Source organism: Algoriphagus boritolerans DSM 17298 = JCM 18970, from assembly GCF_900108085.1.
In the GTDB taxonomy this organism is placed as follows: domain Bacteria; phylum Bacteroidota; class Bacteroidia; order Cytophagales; family Cyclobacteriaceae; genus Algoriphagus; species Algoriphagus boritolerans.
This window is the reverse complement of the sequence record NZ_FNVR01000033.1, coordinates 35,171-48,083: the sequence shown is the minus strand read 5'-3', so window position 1 is coordinate 48,083 and position 12,913 is coordinate 35,171. Positions and strand designations below refer to the sequence as shown.

Here is a 12,913-nt window from a genome sequence, read left to right as displayed (position 1 = left end):
CTTGTCCACGGGTTTCACCCGCGGCTATTGAGAGGTTTGACCCCTTGTCAGGGGTCGGGAATTTGAACCATCAATAGGTCTAAATGGTCATGAATCGAAAACAATGACCACGGAGTGGTCGAACCTTTCAATAGCCCTAGGTGCAACCTGGGGAAAAATGTAAACGATAACGAGGACGACAACCCTGAAAGGGTTGAACTTATAGGAAAATGGAATTACTCCCGGCAGCTGTACGGGATTCCGGAAGGGTAGAATTTGAACTCTCCTTCGCCTCGAATGCTGCCTTTGAAAAGCCTGGCGGTGACTGGTATCAGAGTGCCATTATATCGAACAGAATAATTTTCAGAAAAGACCAACCCAATTCAAAAGCACTTTAACCTTCGAAAAATGATCGTCCAAGGCTTGACAAAAATTACCGATGAACCCCAGGTGATTTTGAATTGATCTGTAAAGGAGTAAATCCAAGTGGTATTCGCATTTTCTTTCTCTCCAAAGCCCAATTCTTCTATCTTTGTGCCTTGTTTTGAGCGGGATGCCCCGCGTGAGGGATAGAAGCGGCATCCCGGCACCCCGATGGTAATCGGGGAGACGGGATACAGCGGATAGCCCGACCCGCCTTTTTTCAAGGCGGGGCACGCCCAAAAGCTCCTTTTCTTCAAGTTTATCAGACCACAGAAATTGAAAACGTACCAGGAATTTAAGCAGGTCAACTACCCGCAGATCGGGGAGGATGTCCTTCAGTATTGGAAAGAGCATCAGATTTTCGAAAAGTCAATCGCCAACCGGGAGGGAGCGGAGACTTTTACTTTTTTTGAAGGACCGCCTTCGGCCAATGGCACTCCGGGGATTCACCACGTGATGGCGCGGGCGCTGAAGGATATTTTCTGCCGCTACAAGACCCTGCGCGGATTTCAGGTGAAGCGAAAGGGCGGTTGGGATACGCATGGATTGCCGGTGGAGCTCCAAGTGGAAAAGGAACTGGGCATCACCAAAGAGGACATCGGGAAGAAGATCTCCGTGGAGGAGTACAATAAAAAGTGCCGGGAGACAGTCATGCGATTCAAGCATGAATGGGATGACCTGACCGAGAAAATCGGCTATTGGGTGGACCTGGATGACCCGTATATCACCTTTGACTCGAATTACATCGAGAGCTTGTGGGCGCTGCTTCGCAAGCTGTATGACAAAGGATTGCTGTACAAAGGCTACACGATCCAGCCGTTTTCACCTGCTGCGGGTACGGGCTTGAGTTCGCACGAACTGAATCAGCCGGGCACGTACAAAGATGTAAAAGACACCTCGATCACGGCGCAGTTTAAGTTGAAAGGGGAAGAAAACACCTACATCCTGGCCTGGACGACTACGCCATGGACTTTTCCATCCAACTCGGCATTGGCCATCGGCGAAAACCTGGACTATGTGAAAGTGAGGACTTTCAATCCCTATACCTACGAGGCGGTAAGGGTGATTTTGGCGAAAGCCAGAATGGGGGCATATTTCAATCCCAAAGCCGCCGAACTGAAGCTGGAAGACTACAAACCTGGCGACAAATTGATTCCCTACGAGGTGATCGAGGAGTTCAAAGGCAAAGCGATGCTGGGCTGGGAATACGAACAGTTGTTTCCGATCGCAGAATTGGCCTTGCCTCATCCTGCTTTTACCGTGATCGCAGGCGATTACGTGACCACCGAGGACGGTACGGGAATCGTGCACTTGGCCAAGGCCTTCGGTGCGGATGACTTTCGAACCTTGGTGCAGCATAAGGTGCCGGGAGTATTCGTGAAGGATGAACTCGGAAATGAGATTCCCGTCGTAGACAGACAGGGGAAATTCCTGCCTGTGGTAGGAGAATACCTCGCCGCAAAAATGAAAGAACACGGAATCACAGCCCATAAGGAATACGGTGCGAATGATTTCTTTGTGAAAAATTACCCGAAGGATGACGAATCGGCCGCCGACTACAAAAACACGGACGTCATCATCTCGATCATTCTCAAAAATGAAAACAAGGCCTTCAAGGTCGAAAAATACGAACACACCTATCCGCACTGCTGGAGAACGGACATGCCGATCCTCTACTATCCGCTGGAAAGCTGGTTTATCAAAACCACCGCCTATAAGGAGCGGATGGTCGAACTCAACAAGACGATCAACTGGAAACCTGAAGCGACCGGAACGGGCCGATTTGGCAACTGGCTGGAAAATCTGGTAGACTGGAACCTCAGCCGATCCCGATTTTGGGGTACTCCGCTACCGATCTGGAGAACAATCGACGGGACGGAAGAGAAATGCCTCGGTTCCATTGCGGAACTGAACGCTGAGATCGAGAAGTCGGTGGCAGCAGGCTTTATGGCAAAATCTCCCTATGAAGGCAAGGAACTTGACCTCCACCGACCTTTTGTGGATGATGTGATTCTGGTCTCAGAAAAAGGGGAAAAGATGTTTCGCGAGTCGGATCTTGTCGACGTGTGGTTTGACTCGGGAGCCATGCCTTATGCGCAGTGGCATTATCCATTCGAGAATGAGGATATTTTCACCGCCAACTATCCGGCCGATTACATCGCCGAGGGGGTGGATCAGACCCGGGGTTGGTTCTTCACGCTGCATGCGATTGCGGTAATGCTGTTTGACAGCGTGGCCTTCAAAAACGTAATTGCCAACGGCCTTGTCCTGGACAAAAACGGAAACAAGATGTCCAAGCGACTGGGCAATGCGGTGGATCCATTCAAGACCTTGAAAGAATACGGACCGGATGCTTTGCGCTGGTACCTGATCAGCAATGCCAATCCCTGGGACAACCTGAAGTTTAACCTCGACGGGGTGGCAGAAGTCCAGCGCCGATTCTTTGGCACGCTTCAGAATACCTATAATTTCTTTGCACTCTACGCCAATTTGGACGCCTTTGTCTACGACAAGTCCAAGGCGGTGCCGGTCACCGAACGTGCCGAACTGGATCAATGGATCATCTCCAAACTTCAGTCCCTGATCCAAGAGGTCCAGGATGCAATGGACAATTATGACTCGACCAAGGCTACCCGTGCGATCATGAACTTCACGGTGGATCAGCTGTCCAACTGGTACGTGCGACTGGCAAGGAAGCGATTCTGGAGAGGGGATATGAATGCAGACAAGCAGGCAGCATACGAGACGCTTTACGAAAACTTACTCAGTCTGACGCAATTGATGTCCTCTTTTGCACCATTCTATGCGGACTGGATGTACAAAAACCTCCACGAAACCAGCGAAAACGGCCTGGAATCGGTTCACCTGACCGATTGGGTTTCGGTGGATCATTCGCTGATCAATCCTGATCTGGAAGAAAGCATGGATCTGGCTCAGACGATTTCTTCGTTGGTACATTCGCTTCGCAAAAAGGAAAAACTAAAAGTTCGACAGCCCCTTCAGCGTATCCTGATTCCGGTATTGTCCAAGAAAACCCAGGCTCAAATCGAGCATGTGCAGGAATTGATCAAATCGGAAGTGAATATCAAGGCAGTGGAATACCTCGATGACGCCTCGGGTATTTTGGTGAAAAATGTGAAACCCAACTTACCGGTTTTGGGTAAGAAACTGGGACCTAAAATGCGATTTGTGGTCGCGGCGATCAATTCCTGGGGACAGGAGGAAATCGCCCTGATCGAGCGTGAGGGAAAACTCAGTATTACCGTGGAGGGAGAAGAAATCGAGCTGCTTTTGGAAGAAGTCCTGATCACCTCACAGGATATTCCGGGTTGGTCTGTGGCGTCTGATCAAGGCGTGACTGTAGCCTTGGATGTGACCTTGACCGAGGAATTGAAGCAGGAGGGCCTGGCCCGTGACCTGGTCAACCGTATCCAGAATCTCCGCAAGGAGATGGGATTGGAAGTACAGGATAAAATCAGGATCATGGTGTCTGAGGAGAACGACCTGGTGAAAGCCGCAGTTTCCTCTTTCGGAGAATATATCCAATCAGAAACTCAGGCGGTAAACTTAACCCTCGGTTTGGTTAACAACGGGACCGTCTTGGACATGGATGATTTTGAATTAGCGGTAAAAGTAGAAAAGGCCTCAGCCTGAATCAGATGAACAACTACGTAAAATATTTCGGAATTGCCTTTTTGGTGATCGCCCTCGACCAGATCGTCAAAATGTGGGTACATTTCGAGATGGATTTTGGTACGCCGGGCCAGATTCCGATTTTTGGAGATTGGTTTAAGCTGCACTATACTACCAACCCGGGGATGGCTTTCGGAATGGAACTGGGTTCGGAATATGGTAAAATGATCCTGACTTCTTTTCGATTGGTAGCGATGGTCGGCATAGGCTATTATTTATACTATATCATCGAAAAGAAAAACCACCCGGTATATATTGCCTGCATCTCGATGATACTTGGTGGGGCCATCGGAAACTTGGTAGACTCTGTATTTTACGGGGTTTGGCTAAATAATGCCCCTTACAATGCTCCCACACCCTGGTTTCATGGTCAGGTGGTTGATATGTTTTATTTCGATATTTGGGAGGGGTACATACCGGATTGGATACCCTTTTGGGGAGGAAGCTACACGGCATTGTGGCCGATTTTCAATATTGCAGATGCCTCCATTTTCGTGGGAGTTGCAATTATTTTGATCTATCAAAACCGGTTTTTTCCGGAAAAAAAGGAAGAGTCTTCTGTTGGGGGGAGCGATCTTTCTTCTTAACCAGCAGAAAAAAACGAAGATCTAAGCCTGATTTTTCAAAAAATCAGGCTTTTTTTTATTTTTTTCCCAAATAAATCCGGCATTTCATAAAAAGAAATCTCTTTTTAAGTAATTTTCAACTTGTATGTTTCTGAGCTAACCCCAATCTTATCCTATATAGTTAAAGGAGATTATTCTTGAGCTATATAACTTATATACTTACTAATGATAGTTAATTCTGATCAACCATTTCAAATAGTATATTCCATCTTCAGCCATGAATTTTTGGGGTTGCTTTTTGAATCTTTTGTAGTCCAATTGGATGAAAAAGGGAGACTTTCCCTTGCCAATCAGAACATCAGTTCTGCCAATGCTTCCGAATTTGATTCCGGCCTGGACGAAGCCGATTATAAGTTGATTAGGATCATGGATTCGATGCAGCCTGAGGTAGTGATCAAGCCCTACATGAAGAAAGGGAATATCAAACCCAAGGAGTTTTTGGCAAAGATCTACGATGCTAAAACTGCCGACCCAGTCATCCAGGAGTTAGTGTCAAAAAATCTGGAAATCAAACGCTCGCAAATTCTTCCCCTTTTGATTGGGAAGCGGCTTTTTGAAATGGGATCTGACAACAATCCGACGTGGAAAGAAATAAAAGTCAATGCAGAACGTGCCACGGTAATTTTCCATTTTGACAAGGGAGAATTCAATACGCAATACTATCCCATTGTCAAATTTCGCGGTAAAAAACTGGAATGGCAACATAAGGGTGGCTACCTGGTCTGCAAAGATCCCGCCTGGCTGATAGTCGAGGAACAGTTGTATCATTTCGAAAAAGGAATAGACGGTAAAAAACTTCAACCCTTTCTCAACAAAAGCCGAATCATGGTGGAGCGCAAGTTTGAACTGGAGTACTATCGAAAATTTGTCAACAACCTGATTACTCAATTTGAAGTCGTCGGCACGGGCTTCCAGATCAATACCGAGCAGGGGACTCCCCAGGCCTTGTTAGCATTCAATGAATTGCCTGGTGGCTCCAAAGAGAACCTATTCGGCGAGGAACTTGAAAGCCTCAATGAAGAATCGATCGTGTTTGAACTTCGCTTTAGATACGGGGAATACGATTTTGGCATTCTCACCAAAGACGGTGAAAGCAATGGAAATTCCTGTCGGTTCGAGGAAAAAGACGGGGAATTTATTTTCTGGAAAACTGTACGCACTCCACAGGTGGAGAAGAAATTCGAGACCATTCTGAAGAAAAAGGAAATGGTCTTCAATCACGGGAAATTTTCTCTGCCCAAAACCAAAGCATTCGAATGGCTGGGTACAAATGAGGACTACCTCGAGGAAAATAAGATAAAAATAGTCCAACGTGGCAGCCTCAATGGGAAAACCTACCATATTGGCAAAGCACAAATCACCATCGAAATCAATGAAAACATCGACTGGTTTGATGTCAAGGCATTGATCAAATTCGGAATTTACCTGGTGCCATTTGCCAAGATTCGCAAACTGATCATACAGGGGAAGACCGAATTTGAACTTCCCAACGGCGAAGTGGCGGTAATTCCTGCTTCCTGGTTTGTCAATTATTCGGAGCTGTTCAACTTCATCGAGGAGCGATCCTCCGAAGAGTTGGTGCTTCGTAAGCATCATCTGGCCTTTGCCCGAGAACTACAAAACGGGGAGTTGGTTCGGCTTAATCTCAGCCTGAAACTGGAGCGCCTGCGGAAGTTTGATGCGATCGAGGACTATGAATTGCCTGAGAGTTTCGAAGGAATCCTCCGGCCCTATCAGCATGCGGGCTACAATTGGCTGCGCTTTCTGAATGAATATCAGTTTGGCGGTTGCCTCGCAGATGACATGGGTCTGGGGAAGACAGTGCAGACCTTGGCGCTTTTGGCACATGAGGGGGAGGAAAATCCCGGTTTTGCATCGCTACTGGTGATGCCGACTTCGCTGATTTACAACTGGGAACTGGAAGCCAGGAAATTCACCCCGAAATTGAAAATCATGGTTTATTCAGGTGCCTCAAGAATCAAAGATCCCTGGAAATTCCGTGGCTATGATATTGTCCTGACTTCCTATGGTATTGTGCGGTTGGATGTGGATATTCTGAAGGATTTCTATTTCAATTATGTGATCCTGGATGAGTCACAAGCCATCAAAAATCCGACGTCCAACATCGCTGTAGCTGTGAACAAACTGAAAAGCAAGCGAAGGTTAATCCTGACGGGTACTCCGGTCGAAAACGGAACAATGGACCTCTGGTCCCAGATGAACTTTGTGAACCCGGGTTTGCTTGGCAACCAAAATCTGTTCAAAAAACAATATCTCCTCCCGATCGAAAAGCAAAACGACAAGGAAAAGGCGGTCCGTCTGAATGCGATGATCAAGCCATTTATCCTTCGCCGATTGAAATCTCAAGTGGCCAAGGATCTGCCGGAAAAGCTCACGAATGTGAAATATTCTAATATGACCGCTGCCCAGGAGAATATATATGAAGAAGTGAAGAGCTACTATCGGGAAAAAATCATCGGTGAATTGGACGGTACAGGTCGGGGTTCACAGCAGTTTACTTTGCTTCGTGGCCTGACCCAACTGCGGCAGATTGCCAACCATCCTAAACTGGTTCGGGAAGAATACGAGGGTGAATCAGGTAAGCTGGAGGATATCACCTACATGCTTAAAGAGACGATTTCCGAAAATCACAAAGTGCTTGTTTTTAGTCAGTTTGTACGGCATCTCAGTATCGTAAGGAAATATTTGGATGAGCAGGGGATCCCCTATGCCTACCTGGATGGCTCCACAAAAGACCGCCAAAAGCAAGTGGAGAATTTCCAGGAAAATCCAGACATCAAAGTCTTTTTGATCTCGCTCAAAGCAGGCGGTGTGGGTCTCAACTTGACCAAAGCAGAATACGTATTTCTCCTCGATCCCTGGTGGAACCCCGCCGTGGAAGCACAGGCCATCGACCGGGCACACCGAATCGGACAGGAAAACAAAGTCATCATTTACAAATTCATCACCCGTGGATCGGTCGAAGAAAAAATCATGGCGCTTCAGGATCGGAAACTTGCCATCGCAGGCGAACTGATCAGCAATGAGGAAAGCTTCATGAAGAGTCTGGACAATGAGGATATTCGGGCGCTGTTGGATTAAGGTTTGAAAGTGGTAAGGAGGCAAAGTTGCAAAGTTGGGTTCACGAACTTTCCAACTTTTGAACTTTGCAACCTTCCAACCCTTTTTTATCATTTTGATTTTCAACCCCCTATCCGAACTTGACAATTCTTAACCATTTTTTATTGGTATTTCCTAGCTATTGATGGGGATATTTTTCTAATTTAATTCGAAAGAGTACCACTACAATTTACCTGCGCATGCCTAGAGCCAAGTCCGATAAAGATCGGAAAATCTTTGTGCTGGACACGTCCGTGATCCTATACGCACACAACTCCATTATGAATTTTGCTGAGCACAATGTAGTGATCCCGATCACCGTGCTGGAGGAACTCGATCAGTTCAAGAAAGGGAACGACACCAAAAACTTTGAAGCCCGGGAATTTATTCGCCTGTTGGACAAACTGTCCAAAGATCAGCGGATTGATGAATGGGCTCCTCTAAACGGAAAGACCAGAGGGGACTTTAAGGTGATGATGTATCATCCTGAAAACGAGAAAAATGCCAATGTGATCTTCGGAGAAAACAAAAACGACCACAAGATTCTTAATGTCGCACTCCATCTTCAGGAAAAAGAAAAAACCAAAAAGGTAATTCTCGTCTCCAAGGACATCAACCTGCGACTTAAGGCCAAATCCCTCAATATCCAGGCGGAAGACTACGAGACCGGCAAAATCAAAAACATCACCGAACTCGAAAACACCGGAAAGTATGTGATGGAAAATGTCGATCCCGAAGCCATCAACAAGCTCTATGAGCAGGGGTTTATCGAAGCAAAGACCATACTTGGCACTCGAAAGCGGAAGTCCAATGCCTACTACATCTTAAAAAGCGACAAGAACTCCGTCTTGGCATTTTTCAATTCAGATGAAAATGTATTGGAGCGTGTGGACAAGCGCTTGGCTTACAATATCAAGCCTAAGAATGCCGAGCAGACGTTTGCCCTGCATGCGATTTTGAATCCGGACATCAAGCTGGTTTCGATCCAAGGTGTGGCGGGAACTGGAAAGACGCTTTTGGCACTGGCGGGAGCTTTGGAGCAACGTAGAGAATATAAGCAAATCTTCCTTGCAAGACCAATTGTTCCGCTTTCCAATAAGGACATCGGCTACCTACCCGGCGACATCAAGTCCAAGCTTAATCCCTACATGGAACCGCTCTGGGATAACCTGAAATTTATCCAAAATCAATACAAGGAAACGGACAAGGAATTCCAGAAGATCACCGAATTGGTCAATCAGGAAAAGTTGGTGATTCAGCCTTTGGCTTACATCCGAGGACGTTCGCTCTCCAATATCTTCTTTATCGTGGATGAGGCACAAAACCTGACTCCTCATGAGATCAAGACGATCATTTCCAGGGCGGGCGAAAACACCAAAATCATCTTCACCGGTGACGTCTTCCAGATCGATACGCCATATTTGGATTCACAATCAAATGGCTTGTCTTATCTGATCGATCGTGTGAAAGATCATCCGCTCTATGCCCATATCAAGCTGGAGAAAGGCGAGCGGTCTGAACTGGCGAATCTGGCGAATGAGTTGTTGTAAATAACAATTCAATCTGCGTTTTTCTGACTGTGGATCTGATTTCTTTGGTCAATAGGTCGGATGACCGAAGACGGGGGAATCCCATCAAAAAAGGTCGTGAAAAATTTTCACGGCCTTTTCTCTTTTCTTAGCTCGCAGAAATTTCAATAACTATCGCTCCACCCTGATTTGCTTACGGATCAGGCCATCCTTATTTTCAATATGGAGATAGTAGAATCCATTTTTGAGTTGGCTAAGATCAATTTTAATGGAAGGATTATTGGTCGTTTCGGTTAGGATTATACCTCCTACCGCATTATAGAGACTTACTTGGTAGGATTCAATATCTTCAGACAATACAAACCCTTCAGTGTCCATCCATTCTAGGGACAATTCATTAGATACTGGGTTGGGATACATTCTTGGGCATGGATCACAGGAACCTGATGGTGTTACATACAACAGCGAAGCACCACCTGTCCCACAAGGATTTACACCCATTGCCTGAACATAACCGTCCGAATTTCCCACATTGGCAGTCATCAAAATATCATTTTGGCCGGAATAGAAAGACCAAGGCTGCGAACATCCCACACAGTAGGGAAGGCTCCAAGTCATGGATGACGCTCCTGCTGGTAGATTATTAATGTAGTAAGGCGTAAGACTACCTGGTCCTGGTGATGTATTTCCAGTAATCGGGCCCGGTACTGCAGGCTTCCCGACCCAAAAAGGTCTTTGAATTTGAACTGAACCGCATGGTGTAGTTACATTAAAGGTAATAGTAGCCTGACCGCTGGTATTGGTATGAAATGGGGTAAGCGTTGCAGAAGATCCTGTTCCTGATGTGGAACCTGAAAATAATCTAGTCGGAGTAACCGTCCAGCTAACAGTTGCTGCCACAGGAACATCTTCAAGAATTAATGTATTTGTAGAACAAAGGAAATTTGGGCCAGAAACAAAATTATTGTTAGCTGGAGTTCCATAAATACTTTGAATGCCAGCTATATCGTCTGGGCCTAGAAATCTATGAGATCCTGTGTAATCTGCTTCCATTAATGAACCTGAGACATTGGTATGAAACAGACCTAATGAGTGACCTATTTCATGGGCAGCGACTGTTTCCAAATCGATTGGCTGAGAATCATTATTTCTTAAAACATTTGTCCAAGTTTCATCGTCATCAAAATGAATGTCACCAGCTTGATTACCGCAATCATTTGGGCCAGGACCTCCCATCGAATGTGCCAAAACCCCATTTTGATTGTCAAATGGACCTAAACCTAGCTCTGGATAACAAATGGGGTTTGGATCATTATGATTTTGCACTCCCCATGAAAAAGCAATATCCGCATTAGTTTCATTGCAAACTTCTAGAAAAACAATATCGGTAACATCTTCCCATAAATCTAAGGCATTGCGAATTGACTGTCGCTGAGCAATAATGGTTATATCTAAAGTGCTATTCTGAAATGAATAAGTAATAATTCTATGATCCCACTCTCTTCCAATTAGATTAAAAAATGGCTGAAAATCTGAATCGTATTGGCTTTTAATTCAATCGTTTGATTCAAATGTAGGCCAATTGTCATATTTGACTTGAGCATTTACAATATTACCTAAAAGAATAAACAAAAATACACCTAATACAACTTTCATAAATCGTCTCAATTTTCGATAAATTCAATTTTAGATAAATCCCCTAAAAACACGTGTGGTAATTCAATAAATTCCTTTCCATAAAGCGCAAGATTTCCTGAAAACCTAACCAACTCTCCTTCTTTCATAAAATCATTATGAAGACTACAAGGGATCACCAAGTCTCTAGTATCGTAAGTAGGAGCACTTTGTCCAATTACCCCTTCCATTGATAAAATGTACCAAATTTCCCTTCCTCCCTTCTCCATTTTCATGATTACACCTTTTGCATTAATTGCAGTTTTGATTATTTCACCTTGCTGAACGCATGCCATTTCTTTTTGGGAATCACTAAATTTATCAGAACAAGAAATTAACAGAAGAAAAAGAAAGATAATTTTTGCCGCACTATTTAAATTTCCCATATTAGTAGACTAATTATTCTGATTATACGCTATTCTGCCAGTAGAGGAATATACCCTTGATTTTGGGCTGGGAGACCGAATACGGAAGACCGAAGAAGTCCAAGAATTGGCATTTACTAGTTCATTTGAACTTCGAAGTTAGCTACTGGCAAAGTTCCGTATATCCATATTAATTATTGTTAATTACGAAACCTTTCTTAAAAACGCTACTACTCTCTTAAAAAATATTTATAAGATTATTATTGTCTTTCCATATTCTGTTATATCCCCACATCAAGCTGGAACGGAGAGCGATCCGAATTGGCAAATCTGGCGAATGAGTTGTTGTAAAGTTTGAAATTGAAAAGATTACTAAATTGGCACAGGTCTTCCGGCTTGTGCTTTTTGCATTTTATAAAAGTCACCTTTGTGAAGTGATAAAATACTGATTTGATTATTATGAAGTTAGATAGGTCAAAGCTCAATCAAATCAAGCAATCTTTCAGAGACAAGCCCGTCTTGAAAGCTTATTTATTTGGCTCTTTCAGCCGAGAACAAGCTTCTGTTGATAGCGATATTGACATTTTAGTCGAATTGGATTATTCTCAAAAAATCGGCTTGAAATTTTTCCAGATGCAAACCGAACTTGAGAACATTTTAAACCATAAAGTGGATTTGATCTCTAACGAAGCACTTTCTCCACTTATAAGGCCTCAAGTAATCCGAGATAGAATGCTCGTCTATAAAAAATGAGCTTTGCCTGGGTATAGGTTTAAGTGCTGATTTTTTTCGATGATTTAAAACTTGGTCGGATAAGAAAAAGTATATACTTTAGGTACTACTCAAGATAGTATGAAGACGCTCTCTCTAAAACTAAAGGAAACGATCTTGGAAGAAACCGAGGAAATTCTTCGGGAAAAGCAAATTCCAAGAAATCGATACATCAATGATGCCTTGGATTTTTACAATCGCTACCAAAAGCGGAAAAAGCTGGCCAATGCTTTCAGCAAGGCATCTTTGATGGTCCGAGAATCCTCATTACAAGTCAATAGCGAATTTGACCGGCTGATAGATGAAGGTGCAGTATGACATTTGGTTAGTTAACCTGAATCCTTCCCGAGGGACTGAGCCAGGCAAGATTCTTCCCGCAGTAGTCATTCAGACAAACTTGCTAAATCAGGTAGCTCATCCATCAACCTTGATTTGCCCGATAACCTCTCCACTTTCTTCCGAAGAAAACATTCTTCGTGTTCGGGTCGATACCTCAACTACTGGTTTGGATCAAGAATCCGAGATTTTAGTGGATCAAATCAGAGGGTTGGACAATCAGCGATTCATTCAAAAGCTAGGTAAACTCGAGCCCTCAACATCAATTGAACTTCAACAAAAATTACAGGCGATTTTGGATTTTTGAAGTAATCTGACTTGATAGCTGAGGATTTTTTGAGATAAGAGTTCAGAAATCAATTCCTTTTACAGCAACCTTTATTTTCGAGAGTTTTTG

At 44.4% G+C, this 12,913-nt stretch carries 10 protein-coding genes; 8 read left to right on the top strand and 2 right to left on the bottom strand.

From position 1 onward, the window contains the following. Window positions 1-209 precede the first annotated feature (209 nt). The 5 genes from C4S61_RS21925 (at window position 210) to C4S61_RS19010 (ending at window position 9,391) form a co-directional block, all read left to right on the top strand. A complete protein-coding gene (locus C4S61_RS21925) occupies window positions 210-377 on the top strand; it encodes a hypothetical protein (protein WP_160111276.1) in 168 nt (55 codons plus the stop codon). 301 nt (window positions 378-678) lie between these two features. Beyond that, a complete protein-coding gene (gene ileS / locus C4S61_RS19025; protein WP_103926378.1) occupies window positions 679-4,056 on the top strand; it encodes an isoleucine--tRNA ligase in 3,378 nt (1,125 codons plus the stop codon). A gap of 5 nt (window positions 4,057-4,061) precedes the next feature. After that, on the top strand, window positions 4,062-4,682 hold the full coding sequence (locus tag C4S61_RS19020; protein WP_103926377.1) for a lipoprotein signal peptidase: 621 nt from the start codon (window positions 4,062-4,064) through the stop codon (window positions 4,680-4,682). A 204-nt stretch (window positions 4,683-4,886) separates the two neighbouring features. Beyond that, complete coding sequence (locus tag C4S61_RS19015) at window positions 4,887-7,823, top strand: DEAD/DEAH box helicase (protein ID WP_103926376.1); 2,937 nt, start codon at window positions 4,887-4,889, stop codon at window positions 7,821-7,823. 218 nt (window positions 7,824-8,041) lie between these two features. Next, window positions 8,042-9,391 (top strand): PhoH family protein, encoded by a 1,350-nt coding sequence (locus tag C4S61_RS19010; RefSeq protein ID WP_103926375.1) that lies wholly within the window; start codon window positions 8,042-8,044, stop codon window positions 9,389-9,391. Between the two features lie 150 nt (window positions 9,392-9,541). On the opposite strand, the gene C4S61_RS19005 is transcribed toward C4S61_RS19010, so the two are convergent. Next, window positions 9,542-10,879 (bottom strand): matrixin family metalloprotease, encoded by a 1,338-nt coding sequence (locus C4S61_RS19005; RefSeq protein ID WP_262495033.1) that lies wholly within the window; start codon window positions 10,877-10,879, stop codon window positions 9,542-9,544. Window positions 10,880-11,034: 155 nt separating this feature from the next. Continuing rightward, on the bottom strand, window positions 11,035-11,430 hold the full coding sequence (locus C4S61_RS19000; protein WP_103926373.1) for a hypothetical protein: 396 nt from the start codon (window positions 11,428-11,430) through the stop codon (window positions 11,035-11,037). 438 nt (window positions 11,431-11,868) lie between these two features. Between C4S61_RS19000 and C4S61_RS18995 the strand changes: the two genes are divergently transcribed. The 3 genes from C4S61_RS18995 (at window position 11,869) to C4S61_RS18985 (ending at window position 12,823) form a co-directional block, all read left to right on the top strand. Then, complete coding sequence (locus C4S61_RS18995; RefSeq protein ID WP_103926372.1) at window positions 11,869-12,162, top strand: nucleotidyltransferase family protein; 294 nt, start codon at window positions 11,869-11,871, stop codon at window positions 12,160-12,162. Window positions 12,163-12,261: 99 nt separating this feature from the next. Beyond that, a complete protein-coding gene (locus C4S61_RS18990) occupies window positions 12,262-12,498 on the top strand; it encodes a hypothetical protein (protein ID WP_103926371.1) in 237 nt (78 codons plus the stop codon). Continuing rightward, window positions 12,482-12,823, top strand: coding sequence for a type II toxin-antitoxin system PemK/MazF family toxin (locus C4S61_RS18985; protein WP_103926370.1), 342 nt, complete (start codon window positions 12,482-12,484; stop codon window positions 12,821-12,823). The genes C4S61_RS18990 and C4S61_RS18985 overlap by 17 nt, the downstream gene beginning before the upstream one ends. The last annotated feature ends 90 nt before the right edge of the window (window positions 12,824-12,913 follow it).